This is a genomic window from Achromobacter sp. HZ01, from assembly GCF_003267925.1.
In the GTDB taxonomy this organism is placed as follows: Bacteria; Pseudomonadota; Gammaproteobacteria; order Burkholderiales; family Burkholderiaceae_B; genus Achromobacter; species Achromobacter pulmonis_A.
On the sequence record NZ_LWKV01000001.1, the window covers coordinates 152503 to 171457 of the forward strand.

Consider the following 18955-nt stretch of genomic DNA (forward strand, 5'->3'; position numbering starts at 1 on the left):
GCTGCGCCTGGGCGACGGCGCCAGCGGTCCCATGAACAAGCGCCTGTACCAGGGCATCCGCGAAGCCATCCTGGACGGCGCCATCGCCGCGGACTCGCGGCTGCCGGCCACGCGCGACCTGGCGGCCGAGCTGGGCATCGCCCGCAATACCGTGGTGCACGTCTACAGCCAGCTGCTGGCCGAAGGCTATACCCGCAGCCGCCAGGGCAACGGCACCTTCGTCAACGCCTCGGTGCCGGACTCCTACCTGGCCAGCGGCCGGCGCCGCCGCCAGTCGCCGCCGGCCGCGCCGCGCCCGGCGCTGTCGGCGCGCGGCGCGGCCATCGTCGACGGCGCCTCGGCCTCGCCCTACCAGTGGGGCGCGTTCATGCCCGGCGTGCCCGACCTGGCCGAGTTCCCGCACAAGAAGTTCGGCCGCATCATGAGCGGCCTGTGGCGCAATCCCACGCCCGACCTGCTGACCTACTCGTACGGCGGCGGCCTGCCGGCGCTGCGCGAGGCGCTGGCGCAGCATCTGGCGCTGACGCGCTCCATCGACTGCGACCCCGAGCAGATCCTGATCACCGAGGGACTGCACCAGGCCATCGACCTGACCACCCGCATCCTGGGCGAGGCCGGCGAAACCGCCTGGGTCGAGGACCCCGGCTACTGGGGCGCGCGCACCGTGCTGCAGGCCAACGGCCTGCGCACGCTGCACCTGCCGGTGGACGAGGAGGGCATGCGGCTGCCGGAATCGCCCGTCGAGCCGCCGCGCTTCATTTTCGTCACGCCTTCGCATCAGTATCCGCTGGGCCCGGTCATGTCGCTGGCGCGCCGCCGCCAGCTGCTGGCCGTGGCGCGCGCCAGCGGCAGCTGGATCATCGAAGACGACTACGACAGCGAATTCCGCTTCTCCGGCCGGCCCATCGCCTCGCTGCTGGGGCTGGAGCCGGACGCGCCCGTGATCTACATGGGCACCTTCAGCAAGACGCTGTATCCGGGCCTGCGCGTGGGCTACCTGGTGCTGCCCAAGGCCTTGACCGCGGCGTTCCAGGCCGCGCATGCCGAGCTGTACCGCGAAGGCCATCTGATGACGCACGCGGCGCTGGCCACCTTCATCGCCGACGGCCATTACGCCGCCCACATCCGCCGCATGCGCATGCTGTACGGACGCCGCCGCGCCATGCTGGTCAATCTGATCGAAAGGCGGCTGGGGCCGCAGTGGCTGCACCGCGACGCCAGCATGGCCGGCCTGCACCTGGTGCTGACGCTGCCGCCGGACATGGACGACCGGCGCGTGGTGGAAGTGGCGCACGGCAAAGGCGTGCTGACGCGCGCGCTGTCGCGCTACTACGTCAACGACGAGGCGCGCCGGCCCGGCCTGCTGCTGGGCTACGCCTGCGTGCCCGACCACGAGATCGCGCGCAAATTCGAAGTGCTGCTGGAAAGCCTGGCGGAAGTGGCGCACGCGCCCGCCGCCCGGCGCGGCGCCAAGGCCGCCGCGCTACGGCCGTCGCCCTAACGCAGCGGCGAAGGCGGCGGCGTTGCGCATGCCCTGGTCCTCGAAATTGGTATTGAAGACGGCGTGCGCCTGCGCGCTCTGCGCCGCCAGCCGCGCAAAGCGTTCGGCCAGCTCCGCCAGTTCCTGCTCCGTGTACTCGTACTGGAAGCGTCCCGACGAGGCCGCGCCCGATGCGTTCCAGGTCGCCGCGTTGCGCCCGTGCAGCCGCAGCAGCGCGAGTTCCGGATGGGTGCAGGCCCAGACCGCGGGCACCGTGTTGGCGTAGCCCTGGGGCGCGTCCACCACCGTGTGCGCCACGCCCAGCTCGCGCTCGAACGCCAGCGTGGCCTCGGTGGCCGCGGGCGTGGCGAACCAGCTTGCGTGGCGGAACTCCACCGACACCAGGTGTTCTTCCATGCGCCGCGCGCAGTCGCCGACCCGCGCCATGCCGCGCGCATCGCGCCGCACCCAGGGCGGAAACTGGAAATGCACCGCGCCCAGCTTGCCGGGCAGGCGCAGCGGCTCCAGCGCCAGCTGGAAGCGGCGCCAGAGCTCGTCGCGCAGGTCGGACGGCATCTGGTCGTGGTAGATGAGCGGCTCGGGCCAGTCGGCCAGTTCGCGCCGGATGTCGGCGGGCAGCGCCGAAAGCGGCGTCTGGTGCCCGGTGAACAGCCGGAAGGCCTTGATGTTGAAGACGAATCCGTCGGGCGTGCGCTGGTCCCACAGATAGGCGTTTTGCGCCGTGGGCATGGCGTAATAGCTGGAATCGACCTCGGCCATGCCGAAGCGCGAGGCGTAATGGCGCAGCCGCGCCTCGGCGCTGCGGGCCTCGGGCGGATAGAACCGGCCGCAGGCCAGCAGCGTGGGGTCGGTCCAGGAAGCGGTGCCGGTCAGAAGGCGCACGGAATCAGACGGAATCCAAAAAATTCTGTATAAATATACAGTGCCAATCCCGAGCCGGGCAATGTCCCGGCGCCTTGCCTGCCGAGGCCGCCGCCGGCGGCCCCCGTTCCATGTCCGACCCCAACAGCCTGCCGTCTCCGTCCGCCTCCGAACGCCCCGATCCCCTGGCCGATCTCAATCCCGCCCAGCGCGAAGCCGCCGAATTCGGCGCGGCCGCGCCGCTGCTGGTGATCGCGGGCGCCGGCTCGGGCAAGACCAACACGCTGGCGCACCGCGTCGCCCACCTGATCCTCAACGGCGCGGACCCGCAGCGCATGCTGCTGCTGACGTTCTCGCGCCGCGCGGCGCTGGAGATGGAGCGGCGCGTGGGCACGGTGCTGCAGCGGGCGATGAACCTGCGCTCCACGCAGCAGCCGCCGTCGCTGCCGTGGGCCGGCACCTTCCACGCGATCGGCGCGCGGCTGCTGCGCGATTGCGCGCAGCGCATCGGCCTGGCCGAAACCTTCACCATCCATGACCGCGGCGACGCCGAGGACCTCATGGGCATGGTGCGCCACGAACTCGGGCTGTCGGCCACCAAGTCGCGCTTTCCGCTCAAGGGCACCTGCCTGGCGATCTATTCGCGGGTGGTCAACAGCCAGACGCCCGTGGCCGACGTGCTCAAGACCGCCTTCCCGTGGTGCGCGCAATGGGAGGACGAACTCAAGAACCTGTTTCGCGCCTACGTCGCGGCCAAGCAGGACCAGCAGGTGCTGGACTACGACGACCTGCTGCTCTACTGGGCCGAGATGATGGGCGACCCCGGCATCGCGGCCAACCTGGGGGCGCGCTTCGACCACGTGCTGGTCGACGAGTACCAGGACACCAACCGCCTGCAGGCGGCCATCCTGCTGGCCCTGAAGCCCGACGGGCGCGGCCTGACCGTGGTGGGCGACGACGCCCAGGCCATTTATTCGTTCCGCGCGGCCACCGTGCGCAACATCCTGGACTTCCCCGCGCAGTTTCCCGAGCCGGCGCGCGTCATCACGCTGGAGCGCAACTACCGCTCCACCCAGCCCATCCTGAACGCGTCCAACGCGGTCATCGGCCAGGCCACGGAACGCTATGCCAAGGATCTCTGGACCGACCGCCAGTCGTCGCAGCTGCCCGAGCTGGTGACGGTCAGCGACGAGGCCGGCCAGGCGCGCTGGGTCGCCGACCAGGTGCTGGCCCAGCGCGAGGGCGGCGCCACGCTCAAGTCGCAGGCCGCGCTGTTTCGCACCTCCAGCCACAGCGCCGCGCTGGAACTGGAGCTGACCCGCCGCAACATCCCTTACGTGAAGTTCGGCGGGCTGCGCTTTCTGGAGGCCGCGCACGTCAAGGACCTGCTCTCGCTGCTGCGCTGGGCCGAGAATCCGCGCGGACGCATGGCCGGCTTTCGCGTGGCGCAGCTGCTGCCGGGCATCGGCCCGGCCACCGCGGCCAGGCTGATGGACGCCATGTCGGCCTCGCCGCAGCCGCTGCAGGCGCTGCGCGAATTCAAGCCGGGCGCGGCGGCCCAGGAGGAATGGCGCGGCTTCGCCGACACCTACGCCGCGCTGTGCGATCCCGGCCTGAAGTGGCCGGCCGACGCCGACCTGGCCCTGCGCTGGTACGGCAGTCAGCTGGAGCGGCTGTACGACGACGCCCGGGTGCGCCGCGCCGATCTCGACCAGCTGCTGCGCATCGCCTCGGGCTATCCGTCGCGCGAGCGCTTCCTGACCGAGCTGACCCTGGACCCGCCGGACGCCACCAGCGACGAATCCGGCGCGCCGCTGCGCGACGAGGACTATATGATCCTGTCCACCATCCATTCGGCCAAGGGCCAGGAATGGAAGGCGGTCTATGTGCTGAACGTGGTGGACGGCTGCATCCCGTCCGACATGAGCACCGGCACGGCCGAAGAGATCGAGGAAGAGCGCCGCCTGCTGTACGTGGCCATGACGCGCGCCCGCGAGCGCCTGCAGCTCATCGTGCCGCAGCGCTTCTACGTGCACCAGCAGACCGGCATGGGCGACCGCCACGTCTACGGCTCGCGCACGCGCTACATCTCGAATGCGATGCTGCCGCTGTTCGAGCACCTGCCCAAGCCCCCGCCGCTGCCCGAAGGGCGCGGCGCGTCGCCGCAGCCGCAGGCGCCAAGCGTGGACGTGGCCCGGCGGGTGCGCAATCTGTTCTCGTAGAAAGGGCTATCATCGCCCGATACCGGCACGGGTCGCATAGTCCGAGGGTGTTTATGTCTACTGAAGAACTCGCCGTCGACGCGGCGAAACGCGAAGTCGTCGCGTCGATCGCCTACGTGAACGGGCGGCGCGAACGCGAGGTTCCCATCGACGAGGTCGGGCAGTACGTCAGGCAGGGCCACGGCATGCTGTGGATAGGCCTGCGCAATCCCGGCCCGGAACTGCTGGGCAGGATCGCGAGCGAACTCGGCGCCTGCGACAAGAACCAGGAAGAAATGCTGGAGGCCCATCGCCGGCCCAAGATCATCGACTACGGCAACATGATCCTGATCGTGGCCATCACGGTGGAGGTCGAGGCCGAGCGGCCGATCTTCGGCGAAACCCAGTTCCTCATCGGCGACGGTTTCCTGGTTACGGTGCGGCGCGGCGCCACCGCCGGCCACAGCGCGCTGCGCGAACGGCTGGAGGCCGCGCCCGACCTGCTCAAGCGCGGCAGCGACTATGTGGCTTCCGAGCTGCTGGACTGGCTGGTCGACCGCTACGTGGCGGCGGCTGGCAAGATCGAGGCGGTGGTGGAGGGCGCCGAGCAGAAGCTGCTGATCCGCGGCGCCAAGGACTCCGACATCCGCAGGCTGTACCGGCAGCGCCGCGACCTGCTGCGCATCCACACGGTGGTCTCGCCGCTGGCCGAGATATGCCGCCGCCTGGCGCGCGTGGAGATGTCGGCCGTGGACGAGCACGCCCGCCCGTATTTCGGCGAGGTCGCCGACCGCGTGCTGCGGGTGGACGAGCTGTTCAACGCCTTGCGCGAATCGCTGGCGTTCGCGTTCGAAGCCAGCCTCATGATCGGCCAGGCGGCGCAGAACGACACCACCCGCAAGCTGGCCTCCTGGGCCGCCATCCTGGCGGTGCCCACCGCCATCGCCGGCATCTACGGCATGAATTTCGAGTTCATGCCCGAACTCAAATCGCCCTGGGGCTATCCCGTCACGCTGGGCGTGATCGCGAGCGTCTGTTCGGTGCTGTACTGGCGCTTCCGGAAGTCGGGGTGGTTGTAGGATGGGTGCAGCGCGAGAGTTCTTGAGCAAGGACGCAAACGCTCAGCGCGCGAAACCCATCAGGCGGCGGCAGCCGCCGCCTTTCGTCGCATGCTGATTATTTGTCTCTTGCCACGAAAACCGGCGGCTGGCGCCGCCTGATGGGTTACGCGCGCTCGATATTTGTGTTCTTGCTCAAAAACTCTCGCGCTGCACCCATCCTACGCCACCCCACCCGCAGCCACCCCGCCCCCCCCTCCTTATGGCAAACTTCCTGCGTTTTCCATTCTGGAGCCCTGCCGGTGCGTGGCAATCCTTATTTTCGCGGCGGCGGCAAGCTGGCCGCCGTGGTCGTCGCCCTTATCCTTGCGGCGGCGGCGGCCGTGGTCGATTGGCTGCAGCCTGCCGGGCGGCAGGAGCCGCAGCCGGCGCCGCCGGCGCAGGGCCGGGCGGACGGGGTGCCTGCCGGCAGCTATACGCTGACGGGCATGATCGTCAATGTCGCCGACGGCGACACCGTCACGCTGCGGGCGCCGGACGGGCAGCGCAAGATCCGCATGGACAGCATCGACGCGCCCGAGGAAGGGCATGACGCCGAACAGCCCGGCCAGCCCTATGCCGAGGCCGCGCGCAAGCATCTGGCCGGCCTGGTGGCGGGCAAGACGCTGACCGCCCAGTGCTACGAAAAAGACCAGTACGGCCGCGATGTGTGCGCGCTGATGCTGGAGAACGGGCAGTCGGCCAACCGCGCCCAGGTCGAGGCCGGCTACGCCTGGGCCTACACGGCGCGCCGCGGCGACTACCTGCGCGACCAGGCCATGCCGGCGCTGCAGCGCCAGGCCAAGGCGGCCGGGCGCGGCCTGTGGGCGCAGCCGGGCGCGGTGCAGCCCTGGAAATGGCGCTACGACTGCTGGCGGCAGCGCCAGTGCGGCTGAGCGCGGCGCGGCCCTATGGGTCCGGGCCCGTGTTTGCTATCCTCTGTCGCAACGATTCGAAGGGAAGGTTTCCATGGGTGCATTGAAGCGGCTCTGGGCGATGGCCTTGCTGTTGTCGCTGGCGTTGGCGGGCTGCTCGCGGGAAAGCCCCATCAACAGCCCCTATCCGGCCGGCGCCGAAGGCCAGAACACGCTTTATTCGGCCTTCGTCAAGCGCTCGCCCAAGTACCTGGACCCGGCCAGCTCCTATTCCGGCGACGAAACCCCCTATACCTACAACATCTACGAGACGCTTTACGGCTACCACTATCTGAAGCGGCCCTACGAACTGGTGCCGCGCGCGGCGGCCTCGATCGACCCGCCGGTCTACCTGGACGCCCAGGGCGACACGCTGCCGGCCGACGCGCCGGGCCAGCAGATCGCCGAGAGCGTGTACGACATCAAGCTGCGCCCCGGCTCGCGCTACGCGCCGCATCCGGCCTTCGCGCGCAAGGCCGACGGCGGTTATGAATACTTTCCGCTGGCGCCGGGCGAACTCGAAGGCAAGTACTACATTCCCGATTTTCCGCGCACCGGCACGCGCGAGCTGACCGCCGACGACTATGTCTACGGCCTGCGGCGCCTGGCCAGCCCGCGCGTGGTGTCGCCGATCTCGGCGCTGATGGCCGAGCACATCGTGGGCCTGAAAGAATACGGCGAGCGCCTGCGCCAGCGCGACCAGGCGCTGCGGCGCGACGCGCCGGGCGGCGCCGGCGCGCCGCCCTGGCTGGACCTGCGCGAGCCCGACGGCTTCACCGGCGTGCAGGCGCTGGACGCCCACACCCTGCGCATCCGCGTCAAGGGCAAGTATCCGCAGTTCAAGTACTGGCTGGCCATGACCTTCACCGCGCCCATTCCCTGGGAGGCGGACCGCTTCTACAGCCAGCCGGGCATGGCCGAGCATGACCTGTCGTTCAACACCTGGCCGGTGGGCACCGGCCCGTACATGCTGGCGGAGTCGCTGCAGAACCGCCGCCACGTGCTGGCCCGCAATCCCAACTACCACGGCGAACCCTATCCCTGCGAAGGCGAACCCGGCGACGAGGCCGCCGGCCTGCTGGCCGACTGCGGCAAGCCCACGCCCTTCATCGACCGCGCGGAATTCAGCGTCGAAAAAGAAGCCATACCGCTGACCGGCAAGTTCATGCAGGGCTATTACGACATGCCGCAGATCGAGCGCGGCGAATACGGCGTGGCCATGCTGGTGGCGGCCGGCGACAGCCAGGACAAGGCGCGCCTGTACCGCGAGCACGGCATCAAGCTGCCCACCACGGTCGAGACGGCCAACTGGTACATGGGCTTCAACTGGCTGGACCCGGTGGTGGGCAAGGGCGATACGCCCGAGCAGCAGGAAAAGAACCGCAAGCTGCGCCAGGCCATCAGCATCGCCTTCGACTGGGAAGAATACGTGGCCGTGTTCGAGAACAGCCAGGCTTCGGTGGCCTACGGCCCGGTGCCGCCAGGCGTGCTCGGCTACCGCGAGCCGCCCGAGGGCATCAACCCGGTGGTCTACGACCTGGTGGACGGCAAGCCCGTGCGCAAATCGGTGGACGTGGCCAAGCGCCTGCTGGCCGAGGCCGGCTACCCGGACGGCCGCAACGCCGAGACCGGCGCGCCGCTGGTGCTGTACTACGACTCCATGTCGGGCGGCGGCTCCAATCCGCAGTTCGACTGGATGCGGCGCCAGCTCGCCAAGATCGGCGTGCAGCTGGACGTGCGCGCCACCGACTACAACCGCTTCCAGGACAAGATGATGCGCGGCGCCGCGCAGATCTTCTTCTGGGGCTGGAATGCCGATTATCCCGACGCCGAGAATTTCCTGTTCCTGCTGTACGGCCCCAACGCCAAGGCCAAGGGCGGCGGCGAAAACGCGGCCAACTACGCCAGCCCCGAATACGACCGGCTGTTCGAGCAGCTCAAGTTCCTGGACGACGGCCCCGAGAAAGAAAAGCTGATCGCGAAAATGGTGGCCATCGTGCAGCGCGACGCGCCCTGGATGTTCGGCTACTTCCCGATGTCGGGCGGCGCCTACCAGCAATGGGTGGGCAACGCCAAGCCGACCCAGATGGTGCGCAACACGCTGCAATACATGAAGATCGATCCCGAGCTGCGCCAGCGCAAGATCGACGAATGGAATTCCCCCAGATGGTGGCCCGTCGGCGTCTTCGTGCTGCTGCTGGCGCTGGCGATCTGGCCTTCGTACGTGGCGCTCAAGCGGCGCGAACGCCAGACGGCATTCGCGCCGCGCGCCGGCAAGGAGCATCAATCATGATCGGCTACGTGATCCGCCGTCTGCTGTACGGCGTGCTGATTCTGATCGGCGTGAATCTCTTTACCTTCATCCTGTTCTTCGCGGTGAACACGCCCGACGACATGGCGCGCCTGGCCATCGGCGGCCAGCGCGTCAGCCAGGAGGCGGTGGAAAAGTGGAAGGCCGAGCGCGGCTACGACAAGCCGCTGTTTTTCAACAGCAAGGCCGAGGGCGCGGCCCGGCTGACCGACACGGTGTTCTACCAGCGCTCGGTGCCGCTATTGGCCATGGAGTTCGGCGCCTCCGACGGCGGCCGCGACATCGGCCGCGAGATCCAGACGCGCATGGGGCCCAGCCTGGCGCTGGCGGTGCCCACCTTCATCCTGGGGCTTTTCGTCAGCATCGTGTTCTCGCTGACGCTGGTGTATTTCCGGGCCACGCGGCTGGATTTCTGGGGCGTGGTGCTGTGCGTGCTGCTGCTGTCCATCTCCAGCCTGTTCTACATCATCGCCGGCCAGTGGGTGTTCGCCAAGCTGCTGCGGCTGGTGCCGTTCTCGGGCTTCTCGGGCGGGCTGGACGCGGTCAAATTCCTGGCGCTGCCGGTGCTGGTCGCCATCGTGTCGCGGCTGGGGCCGGAAGCGCGCTTCTACCGCACCCTGTTCCTGGAGGAGATCGGCAAGGACTACGTGCGCACCGCCCGTTCCAAGGGCCTGGCCGAGCGCGTGGTGCTGTTCAGGCACGTGCTGCGCAACGCCATGCTGCCCATCCTGACCGGCACGGTGGCCGCGCTGCCGCTGCTCTTCATGGGCAGCCTGATCGCCGAATCCTTTTTCGGCATTCCCGGCCTGGGCAGCTACACCATCGACGCGATCAACGCGCAGGACTTCTCCATCGTGCGCGCCATGGTGTTCCTGGGCGCCGCGCTCTATATCGTCGGGCTGATCCTGGCCGACATTTCCTACACGCTGGCCGATCCCCGCGTCAGATTCGAGTAGCCGCCATGCCCAAGTTCGTCTTTCTCTGGACCGATATCGCGCTATGGCTGATGGTGCTGGGCGCGGCCGCCTACGCCTGGCGGGTGCGCCGCAGCCCGAACCTGCGCTCGACCTGGGCGCGCGTCGCCCGCGATACGCCGGCCATGTGCTCGGCCGTGGTGCTGGCCGCCTTCGTCGCGGTGGGCCTGCTGGATTCGGTGCACTACCGGCCCCAGTTGCCGCCCGCGCCGGGCGCGCCGGCCGACGCCGCCCCGGTCTATGCGCCCGCGGTGCGCTCGGCGCTGGACGGCCTGCTTGCCGGCACGGTGCTGATGCGGCCGGAGAAAACCTATTCCGAACCGCTGGCCGTGCGCCAGTTCACCAAGGAAACCGAGCTGGTCGACGGCAAGCCGGTGCGCGATTTTCCCCGGCTGCGCGGCGCCGGCCTGCACCTGGAGGACCCGGACCGCGACCGCGGCGGCGACCTGCTCAGGCGGCTGGGGCTGGGCCTGGCCGGCGGCCTGGCCGTGGCGCTGGCGGCGGCCGGGGTGCTGTACGCCTGCCTGCGGCGGCGGCGCGCGGCGTCCGGCGATCATGCCGGCGTGCCCTGGGGCGCCATGACGCTCACCTTCACGCTGCTGTGCCTGGCGGTGGGGGCGCTGGCGGGGCTGTCCAGCGGCTACCACGCGCTGGGCACCGACCGCATCGGCAACGACGTGCTGTGGCAGGCATTGAAAAGCATCCGCACCGCGCTCGTGATCGGCAGCCTCACCACCGTGGCCATGCTGCCGCCGGCCATCGTCTTCGGCATCGCGGCCGGCTATTTCAAGGGCAGGATCGACGACGCCATCCAGTACCTGTACACCACCATCACCTCGATTCCGGGCGTGCTGCTGGTGGCCGCCTGCGCGCTGATGATGCAGGTCTACATCGACAATAACGCGGACCTGTTCGACACCTCGGCCGCGCGCGCCGACCTGCGCCTGTTCCTGCTGTGCATGATCCTGGGCTTTACCGGCTGGGCCGGGCTGTGCCGCCTGCTGCGCGCCGAAACCCTGAAGCTGCGCGAGCTGGAATACGTGCAGGCCGCCAGGGCCTTCGGCGTATCGCACTGGCGCATCATGACGCGCCACCTGCTGCCCAACGTGGCGCACCTGGTCCTGATCACCATGGTGCTGGAGTTCTCGGGGCTGGTCCTGTACGAGGCGGTGCTGTCGTACCTGGGCATAGGCGTGGACCCCAGCATGAATTCCTTCGGCTCGATGATCGACGGCGCCCGGCTGGAAATGTCCCGCGATCCCATGATCTGGTGGAACCTGATGACCGCATTCATCTTCATGCTGGCCCTGGTGCTGGCGGCCAATCTGTTCGCCGACGCCGTGCGCGACGCGTTCGATCCGCGCACCCGCCGCTACAAGCCGGCGCGCCGCGGCCTGGGCCTGTTCAGGCGCGGCGCCGCGGCCGCGCCTTCGCGCTCCGGAGACGCGCCATGAGCCAGACGCCCTTGCTCGAGGTCCGCGAACTGGAAGTGGACATCGCCGGCGAAAGCGGCATGACCCAGGCGGTCAAGCGCCTGCAGCTGGCCATCTCCCGGCGCCAGACCTTCGCGCTGGTGGGAGAATCCGGCTGCGGCAAGAGCATGACGGCGCTGGCGCTGCTGCGCCTGCTGCCGGACGCCGGCCGCATCGTGGGCGGGCAGATCGACCTGGACGGCGAGGACCTGAACCGCCTGCCGGAAAGCGCGATGCGCGGCGTGCGCGGAGGGCGCATCGGCATCATCTTCCAGGAACCGTCGACCAGCCTGAATCCGGTGATGCGCGTTGGCGACCAGATCGTCGAGACCCTGCTCGCGCATACGTCGCTGCGCGGCGCGGCTGCGCGCGAGCGCGCCATCGAGTGGCTGCGGCGCGTGGGCATTCCCGAGCCCGAGCGGCGCGTGGACGACTATCCCTTCCAGTTCTCCGGCGGCCAGAAGCAGCGCGTCATGATCGCCATCGCGCTGGCGGCCGAGCCGCTGCTGCTGATCGCCGACGAGCCCACCACGGCGCTGGACGTCACCGTGCAGGCGCAGGTGCTGGATCTGCTGGCCGACATCCAGCGCGAGATGGGCATGGCCATCCTGCTGATCACGCACGACCTCGCGGTGGTGAAGAACGTGGCCCATCACGTGGCGCTGATGCGCGCCGGCGAAATCGTCGAGAGCGCCAGCGCCGAGGAGTTCTTCCGCGCGCCGCGCCACCCTTATGCGCGCCAGCTGTTCGAGGCCATTCCCACCTTCGAGAAACGCGGCGTCCCGTTGACGGAGCCGGGCCGCAAGGCGCTGGCCGAGGCGGGCGGGGCGCGTGCCCGGCGTACGGGCGAGGTGGTGCTGGAGGTCGCTGACCTGAAAGTGCATTACCCCGTGCGCAAGGGGCCGCTGCGGCGCATCGTGTCGTGGGTCAAGGCCGCCGACGGGGTGACGTTCGATCTCAAGGCCGGCGAGACCCTGGCGCTGCTGGGCGAATCGGGCTGCGGCAAGACCACCACCGGCAAGGCGCTGCTGCGGCTGATCGACGGCGCGCGCGTCTCGGGCCGCGCGCTGCTAGAGGGCCAGGACCTGCTGACCGCCGACCGCCGCCAGCTGCAACGCCTGCGGCAGGACATCCAGATCGTGTTCCAGGACCCCTACGCCTCGCTCGATCCGCGCATGCGCGTGGGCGACATCCTGGACGAAGGCCTGGCCTCGCTGCGGCGCGGGATGGACAGGACGGCGCGCGCCGCGCTCGCGGCGCGCCTGGTCGAGCGGGTCGGCCTGCCGGCCAACACGCTGGCCCGCTATCCGCACGAGTTCTCCGGCGGCCAGCGCCAGCGCATCGCGATCGCGCGGGCGCTGGCGGTCGAGCCCAAGGTGCTGATCTGCGACGAGCCGACCTCGGCGCTGGACGTGTCGGTGCAGGCCCAGATCCTGGACCTGCTGCGCGAATTGCAGGACGAGCTGGGGATCGCCTACCTGTTCATCACGCACAACTTCGGCGTGGTCGAATATCTGGCCGACCGCATCGCCGTCATGGAAGGCGGCCGCATCATCGAGCTGGGGCAGGCCGACGCGGTGCTGCATGCGCCGCGCGAGGAAATGACGCGCAGACTGCTGGCGGCCGTGCCGCGCCTGCAGTTCGGCGCGCCCGGGCCGGCCTGACCCGGGCGCGGCCGTTCAGACGGAGTGGTGCGCGCTGCGCGCCTCCAGCCAGACCAGCGTGTCGTGGCGCAGGGCGCGCACGCACTGCGCCAGATAGGCGTGCACCGATTCCAGCTCCGCCGGGTCATGGCGGCGCGCCGTCAGCATGACCGCGTCGGCGACCCATTGGCGTTCCTGCGCCACCAGCTGGCACTGCTCTTCCACCGGCCGGATCACGATCATCCGGCGATCCAGCGGATGGCGGCCGCGCTGCACGTAGCCGGCCGCCTCCAGGCGGTTGATCAGCGCCGTCGCGCCGCCGGAGCTGATGCCCATCAACTGGGCCAGCTGCCCGGTGGGCAGGGCGTCGAACTCCATCACCAGTTCCAGCGCCTTGAGGTCCGCCAGGGGGATGCCCAGCTTTTCGGCCAGAGCGGATTGGCACGCCGCGTTATAGACGGCGAACTGCCTGCCCAGCATCAGCGCGATGTCCTCCAGCACGCCGGGACGCAGTTCGCTGCTGCGCCCGGCCGCGGGCTCCTGGTGAAAGTAGGTCTCTTGTTGCAGCATGGTTCGTGCTCCCGGGCCGATGGCGTGGATTACTTGCGGGCCGAGAGGCCGCCCAGGAGGCCGCCCAGCAGGCCGCCGTTGGGAGCGCCGGCCGTGCCGCCGCCGCTCAGGCTGCCCGTGACGCCGCCCAGCAAGCCGCCCAGCAGTCCGCCGTTGGCCGTGCCGGCCGCCGCACCGCCGCCTGCGCTCACGTTCGCGCCCGCGCCGGAACCGGTGTTGGCGCTCACCGAGACGCCGCCAGCCAGTCCGCCGACCAGGCCGCCCAGCAGCCCGCCGTTGGCGGCCGCGCCGCCCGAGCCGCCGGCCGTGCCGCCCGCGGCGGCGCCGCCGCCGAGCAATCCGCCCAGCAGGCCGCCGTTGCCGGCGGTTCCGCCCGCGGCTCCGCCCAGGCCGCCCGTGACGCCGGCCAGCAGGCCGGTCACCGGCGCCAGCAGGCCGCCGTTGGCGCCGCCCGGCTGCGTCACGCCGGCCAGCAGGCCGGTGATGGGGCTGAGCAGTCCGCCGTTGCCGTTGGCGCCGCCGGTCAGGCCGCCGGTCACGCCGCCCAGGCCCAGGCCGCCCGTGAGCGAGGCGACCGCGCCGGTGGCGTTGGCCAGCGTCGCGCCCAGCGGGTTGGGGTTGCCCGGCGTGGCGTGCAGGAGGCCGCCGGCGCTGGCCACCGCGCCGCCCAGCCCTTGCAGCACGCCATTAAGGCCGACCGCGCCGCCGGGCAGCGAGCCGCCCAGGTTGCTGACCGTGCCGCCCAGGCTGTTCAGCAGGCCGGCCACCGGCGCGCCCAGCCTGGTGGTGTCGCCCACCTGCTGGGTCAGTCCGGTCACGGTGCCGGCCAGCGGGCTGGCGGTGGGGTCGAGCGCCGCGCCCAGGCCGGCCAGGGTAGGCTGCAGGCCGAGCGGCAGAACGTTGTCCACGGTCTTGCCGACGTTGCCCAGCGCCGGCTCCAGCAGCGGCGTCGAGGGTCCGCCCAGCACGCCGCCGGTGATGCCGCCGACCACCTGGGTCACCGGGTTGAGCAGGCCGCCCTGGCCCGACAGGCCGGCGGTGAGCGCGCCCACGGCGCCGGTGGCGTTGCCCAGCACGGTCGTCAGCGGATTGGGGTTGTTCGGATCGGCATGCAGCAGGCCGCCGGTGCTGGCCACGGTCTTGCCCAGGCCGTCCACCAGGCCGCCCAGGCCGGTGCTCAGCCCGCCGGGCAGGCCGGTGCCCTTGACCGTGGTGCCGAGATCGCTCACCAGCCCGCCGACCTGCTTGACCGTGCCGTCCACCGGCTGGCCCAGGCCCGTGGTGGCGCCGATTTCCTGCGTCAGGCCGACGACGGTGTCGGCCACCGGCTTGATGGTGGGGTCCAGCGCCTTGCCTACGCCGCCCAGCGTGGTGTCCAGGTTCAGGGGCAGGGTGTTGTCCACCGCGGCGCCGGTGTTGCCCAGCGTGGTTTCGAGCAGGCCAGCCGTGATCGGGTTGGTCGGATTGGTGGGATCGGTGCCGCCCGGGTTGGTGCCGCCGTCGCCGCCGCCATTGCCGCCGCCACCGCCATTGCCGCCACCGCCGCCTCCCGGCGTTTCGGGAATGACCGTGCCCGGCAGGCTCGCCGACTTGCTGCCGCCACCGCCGCCGCCGCAGGCGGCCAGGGCGCTCATCAGCGCCGCGGCCAGGACGGTGGATGTCAGGATGCGCGTAATGCGGCGAGTCTCGATATTGGTATGCATGGCGAACTCCTTGTGTTGGAAGAGTCAGGCAAGAAACGGCCCGATACATCTACACATGCACAAAGCGTGCCAACTTTTTTCAAAAAAAAGCCCGCGGCGCGGCGGGCGGGATTTTCAAGGATAAAACCCTTTCAATTCATGTTGTTATGAGTTATTAAGGGTTTACCCTTATTCGAGAAATACGCAGATTTACGATCTCGCGCAGGCTGCGAATGTTACGAATGACCGGTTATCGGCCGTTACGTTACGGGCGGCGTTACGTAACGCCGCGCTCAGAACGCGTCGTAATAAAGCGAGTAATTCGCGTTGAAACGCAGGTCGCGGTCATTGTCGACCGTCGCCGACCCCACCGGCTTGGCGACGTTGAAATCGAATAGATAATACTTATCGTCCGTGATCCGCAGCCCCAGCGCCACCGAAGACAAATGCCGCTGGTTCAGTTCCTGCAGGCTTTTGTTGTTGTACCAGGTGCGCGCATAGTCGACCATCGCATAGGGTTGCACGCTGGAAAGGTACTGCCAGCCCGTGCCGAAGCGCCGGTTTATTTCCGCCGAGACGCCTATGCCTTTATCCCCGCTTTGTTCTCCCTGGGGATAGCCCATGGCGTAGCGCCAGCTGCCGTACGAGACCTGCTCCGAGGAAGGCAGGATATTGCTGGAATATTGCCCGGCGCCCGAGAAAACCAGCCCGAACTGGCCCGGCAACGCAAAGGTCTGCTTGGCGTTGAGGTTATAGCGGGTGAAATCCAGGTCCAGGATCGGGGTGGCGGAATAGCCGTAATTGGTTGAGATGTCTTTTTTGGCGCCGGCGGCGTCGAAACCCTTGGCGACGCCTAACGTGATGTCGGTGGCCTGGCTCTCGGATACCTGGATATAACGCAGTTCCGCGTTGGCGGCGCGCACGCGGGCGTCCTGCTGCAGCCAGCGGTCGCTGTTGCGCGCGTCGTAGCGGTCCTTGGAATTGGCGGCATAGACGCCCAGCGTGCCGGTCAGCGAACGGCTGTTGTTGAGCAGGAACGGATAACTCACGCCGAGGCCGACGCGGTCGTTTTTGACGCGGCGCTCGAAACCGAGATATTCGATGGCATCGTCCTCGGGGCGCGCGTCGTAGTGGTAGCCGTCGATTTTCAGCGCCAAGCCGTCGGCGCCGATCGGCACGCGGATTTCACCGTTGAAGTATTTCACGTCGTCGGTATTGAAGGGCACGGCGGCGGTCAGCTTCACCTGTTCGCCCAGCGGCGTCAGGCTGTTGGTCGCCATATTCACCAGCGGCTGCATGCCGGTGCCGAGATCGGCGATGCCACCGGTCAGGCTGACCGGCTGGCGGCTGGCCGCCAATACCAGTTCTGTGGCGCCGTCGGCGCGCCGCGGCAGATCCAGGCTGGGCGTGAATTTGACGCCGGGCACCGTGCGCATCAGATTCAGCTGGCGTTCCAGCGTGGCCTGCTTGAGCGGCCTTTCCTCTTTCAACGGGCCGGCCAGGGTATCGAGCCGGTCTTGCGCGTTGCCGATATCGCCTTCGATGCGCACCGAGCCGATATATCCCTCGACCACCGTCACCACCACCAGGCCGTTGGCGAAACTCTGGTTCTGCACCAGCGCGAACGACAGCGGATAGCCTTTTTCCCGGTACAGCAGCGTGATTTTGTCGACCTGCTGGACCAGTTCGCCCAGGCTTATTTCCTTGCCGGCCAGCGGGCTCAGCAATGCGGCCACTTCTTCGAAGGGAATTGCGCGCACGCCGCTGACGTCGAAATTGCGCGGCACGATGCGCTGCGCCAGCCGCGCCTGCAAAGCCATTTGTTCCGGCGTCGCCGTCTGCACCACGGGCGGCGGCTGCGTGGCCGATGGCGGCCGCTCCAGTTTGGGCATGGAATCGACGGGATTGCCGCGCAAAGGGCCGTCTGCGCGGGCATTGCCGGCTGCCGCGAGGGCGCAGGCGAGGACCAGGGAAACTGAAGCTGCCGGAAATGTACGTCTCATGCCTTTTGATGTCTCTTGTTTCCGCGGCGCAGTTCCATGGCCTTTCCGATATTTATCGACTATTTCCACCGCCGGCCGCCGGGGTCGCGTTATGGTGCCAGTCGCTGACTAAAATGACAATTTATTTCATTGGACCATATGGCGAATTAGTGTTTTCGCTAAGTTGTTGCAAATTTGAAACTGCATAAGCTGGCGTGTTCGATAGATAACCATATGTTTTTCAATGAGATATTCTTAACTTAAAGAACGTTATTTACATTTAAATACAGCATTATTGCGAATATAAGGGAAAACCCTGATGTGTATTAAATGGTAATATACAAGACTACAAATAACGTATCTTCTCATTGCATCGAAATGTTCAGCCCAAGGAAATCCGCAAGTTTGAAAAGGATGACCGCAAGCAGAATCATGGGCCCGCAGCGCTGCGTGCGGCCAGTTTCAAAAGAGGCTGTCCATGACGTCAGGTGAAATCGTTCCGCTTTCGTTCCACGGTGGCCTGGTGGCGCTTTCGTTTTTCGTTGCGGTGCTCGGTTCCTACGTGGCGATGCTGGCCGCGGCGGGTATCCGGGCGGAAACCCGCGATGGCGAAATCCGTTTCGGCTACATACTGATCGGCGCCGTCGCAATGGGCGGTGTCGGTATCTGGAGCATGCATTTCATCGGTATGCAGGCCCAGAACCTGCCTTTCGACGTGGGTTATCAATTCGACCTCACGCTGCTCAGTTTCCTGGTCGCCGCGGGTTTTTCCGGCTGGGCATTCTGGTTTGTCGGCCGCCAGCGTTTTACTTTCCTGCGCTGCCTGACGGGCGGCGTGGCCACCGGGCTGGGCGTGGTTTCCATGCATTATGTAGGCATGAGCGCCATGCGCATGCCGGCCGTGCTGGCCTGGGACCTGCCCATGGTGACGGCCTCGGTGTTTATCGCCGTGGTGGCCGCGTCGGCCGCATTGTGGCTCGCCTTCAATACCCAGAACGAACGCCAGCGCGCCGGCGCGGCCATTTTGATGGCGGTGGCGATCTGCGGCATGCATTACACCGGCGCCGCGGCCGGGACCGTGGTCTGCACCACGTCCCGCGAATATTCCGGCGCGCAGATCGGCGGCGCAATGCTGCCCTATATCGCGTTTGCATTATCCGTGGCGACCATGCTGCTGATGCGCTGGCATCTGCAGCGGGCGTCCCGGCGGTTTCGCGTGCGCACGGCGCAGCGCATTGACTCGATCATTGAATCGGCGCCGGTGGCGCATCCGGGCAAGTATCCCGGGTCCGTCCAGGGGCCGGAATAAGCAGGATTCCGGACGCGCGCCGCCTTGCAGTAGCGACGGTGTGCGAGTGGTTCTGGAAGTGTGGCCGGGCCTGCCGCCGGCGGGGCGGCTTGATGATCAATCGAGACCAGTGAGGTTCGAAAATGAAGCAAAAACTCATGCAATTCTGGAATGAAGAAGAGGGCATCACCGCGCTCGAATACGGCCTGATCGCCGGCATGATCGCGGTGGCGCTGCTGGCCGTGGTGGGCACGTTCACCGACGCGCTCGAAGGCCTGTTCACGGGACTGGGCGGCGCGCTGAGCGACAACACGCCGGGCTGATCCCGATCGCTTCCCATGCCGCGACGGCGGGCCGCCCGCCCGCTGCCGCGGCTCCCGTCCAGCTTTCTTTATTTGATTCGAAAAGCACGCCGCGCGTCCGCTGTCGTATCCGATTTCCGATTCTTGAAGGTCCTGC

At 68.1% G+C, this 18955-nt stretch carries 14 protein-coding genes; 10 read left to right on the plus strand and 4 right to left on the minus strand.

The genetic code is table 11. The features are described from left to right. The first annotated feature begins 31 nt into the window (after positions 1–31). Complete coding sequence (locus A6B37_RS00735) at positions 32–1501, plus strand: PLP-dependent aminotransferase family protein (protein WP_111825514.1); 1470 nt, start codon at positions 32–34, stop codon at positions 1499–1501. Here A6B37_RS00735 and A6B37_RS00740 read toward each other — a convergent pair. After that, positions 1484–2383: a DUF72 domain-containing protein gene (locus tag A6B37_RS00740; RefSeq protein WP_102772457.1), complete on the minus strand. Its 900-nt coding sequence runs from the start codon at positions 2381–2383 to the stop codon at positions 1484–1486. The two genes, A6B37_RS00735 and A6B37_RS00740, sit on opposite strands and share 18 nt — an antisense overlap. 110 nt (positions 2384–2493) lie before the next feature. Here A6B37_RS00740 and A6B37_RS00745 point away from each other — a divergent pair, with 110 nt between their 5' ends. The 7 genes from A6B37_RS00745 (at position 2494) to A6B37_RS00775 (ending at position 12995) form a co-directional block, all read left to right on the plus strand. After that, positions 2494–4584, plus strand: a complete 2091-nt coding sequence (locus A6B37_RS00745; protein WP_111825515.1) for an ATP-dependent helicase — start codon at positions 2494–2496, stop codon at positions 4582–4584. A 53-nt stretch (positions 4585–4637) separates the two neighbouring features. Continuing rightward, positions 4638–5642, plus strand: a complete 1005-nt coding sequence (locus A6B37_RS00750; protein WP_111824633.1) for a magnesium and cobalt transport protein CorA — start codon at positions 4638–4640, stop codon at positions 5640–5642. Positions 5643–5923: 281 nt separating this feature from the next. After that, a complete protein-coding gene (locus A6B37_RS00755; protein ID WP_168202094.1) occupies positions 5924–6556 on the plus strand; it encodes a thermonuclease family protein in 633 nt (210 codons plus the stop codon). A gap of 73 nt (positions 6557–6629) precedes the next feature. Next, on the plus strand, positions 6630–8867 hold the full coding sequence (locus A6B37_RS00760; RefSeq protein WP_111824635.1) for an ABC transporter substrate-binding protein: 2238 nt from the start codon (positions 6630–6632) through the stop codon (positions 8865–8867). Beyond that, positions 8864–9841, plus strand: a complete 978-nt coding sequence (locus tag A6B37_RS00765) for an ABC transporter permease (RefSeq protein ID WP_102772453.1) — start codon at positions 8864–8866, stop codon at positions 9839–9841. Before A6B37_RS00760 ends, A6B37_RS00765 begins: the two co-directional genes overlap by 4 nt. 5 nt (positions 9842–9846) lie before the next feature. Continuing rightward, the gene (locus tag A6B37_RS00770; protein WP_111824636.1) at positions 9847–11313 is read left to right on the plus strand and encodes an ABC transporter permease; all 1467 of its coding nucleotides are present in this window, start codon (positions 9847–9849) and stop codon (positions 11311–11313) included. Beyond that, positions 11310–12995 carry a dipeptide ABC transporter ATP-binding protein gene (locus A6B37_RS00775; RefSeq protein ID WP_111824637.1) on the plus strand — a complete coding sequence of 562 codons (1686 nt, stop codon included), beginning with the start codon at positions 11310–11312 and terminating at the stop codon, positions 12993–12995. Before A6B37_RS00770 ends, A6B37_RS00775 begins: the two co-directional genes overlap by 4 nt. Positions 12996–13010: 15 nt before the next feature. Here A6B37_RS00775 and A6B37_RS00780 read toward each other — a convergent pair whose 3' ends face one another. From A6B37_RS00780 to A6B37_RS00790, 3 genes are all read right to left on the minus strand, one after another. Then, complete coding sequence (locus A6B37_RS00780; RefSeq protein WP_102772451.1) at positions 13011–13544, minus strand: MarR family transcriptional regulator; 534 nt, start codon at positions 13542–13544, stop codon at positions 13011–13013. 29 nt (positions 13545–13573) lie between these two features. Further along, positions 13574–15247 carry a collagen-like triple helix repeat-containing protein gene (locus A6B37_RS00785; protein WP_111824638.1) on the minus strand — a complete coding sequence of 558 codons (1674 nt, stop codon included), beginning with the start codon at positions 15245–15247 and terminating at the stop codon, positions 13574–13576. A gap of 272 nt (positions 15248–15519) precedes the next feature. Beyond that, a complete protein-coding gene (locus A6B37_RS00790) occupies positions 15520–17118 on the minus strand; it encodes a ShlB/FhaC/HecB family hemolysin secretion/activation protein (protein ID WP_246842410.1) in 1599 nt (532 codons plus the stop codon). Positions 17119–17686: 568 nt separating this feature from the next. Between A6B37_RS00790 and A6B37_RS00795 the strand changes: the two genes are divergently transcribed. After that, positions 17687–18517, plus strand: a complete 831-nt coding sequence (locus A6B37_RS00795; RefSeq protein WP_111824639.1) for an MHYT domain-containing protein — start codon at positions 17687–17689, stop codon at positions 18515–18517. A 122-nt stretch (positions 18518–18639) separates the two neighbouring features. Continuing rightward, a complete protein-coding gene (locus A6B37_RS00800; RefSeq protein WP_102772447.1) occupies positions 18640–18819 on the plus strand; it encodes a Flp family type IVb pilin in 180 nt (59 codons plus the stop codon). Positions 18820–18955 lie beyond the last annotated feature (136 nt).

Excerpts from the sequence above, each read along its gene's own strand:
- A6B37_RS00735 (WP_111825514.1), top strand. The coding sequence starts at position 32 with ATGAACAAGCGCCTGTACCAGGGCATCCGCGAAGCCATCCTGGACGGC.
- A6B37_RS00745 (WP_111825515.1), top strand. The coding sequence starts at position 2,494 with ATGTCCGACCCCAACAGCCTGCCGTCTCCGTCCGCCTCCGAACGCCCC.
- A6B37_RS00750 (WP_111824633.1), top strand. The coding sequence starts at position 4,638 with ATGTCTACTGAAGAACTCGCCGTCGACGCGGCGAAACGCGAAGTCGTC.
- A6B37_RS00760 (WP_111824635.1), top strand. The coding sequence starts at position 6,630 with ATGGGTGCATTGAAGCGGCTCTGGGCGATGGCCTTGCTGTTGTCGCTG.
- A6B37_RS00765 (WP_102772453.1), top strand. The coding sequence starts at position 8,864 with ATGATCGGCTACGTGATCCGCCGTCTGCTGTACGGCGTGCTGATTCTG.
- A6B37_RS00770 (WP_111824636.1), top strand. The coding sequence starts at position 9,847 with ATGCCCAAGTTCGTCTTTCTCTGGACCGATATCGCGCTATGGCTGATG.
- A6B37_RS00775 (WP_111824637.1), top strand. The coding sequence starts at position 11,310 with ATGAGCCAGACGCCCTTGCTCGAGGTCCGCGAACTGGAAGTGGACATC.
- A6B37_RS00780 (WP_102772451.1), bottom strand. The coding sequence starts at position 13,544 with ATGCTGCAACAAGAGACCTACTTTCACCAGGAGCCCGCGGCCGGGCGC.
- A6B37_RS00785 (WP_111824638.1), bottom strand. The coding sequence starts at position 15,247 with ATGCATACCAATATCGAGACTCGCCGCATTACGCGCATCCTGACATCC.
- A6B37_RS00790 (WP_246842410.1), bottom strand. The coding sequence starts at position 17,118 with ATGCCCAAACTGGAGCGGCCGCCATCGGCCACGCAGCCGCCGCCCGTG.
- A6B37_RS00795 (WP_111824639.1), top strand. The coding sequence starts at position 17,687 with ATGACGTCAGGTGAAATCGTTCCGCTTTCGTTCCACGGTGGCCTGGTG.
- A6B37_RS00800 (WP_102772447.1), top strand. The coding sequence starts at position 18,640 with ATGAAGCAAAAACTCATGCAATTCTGGAATGAAGAAGAGGGCATCACC.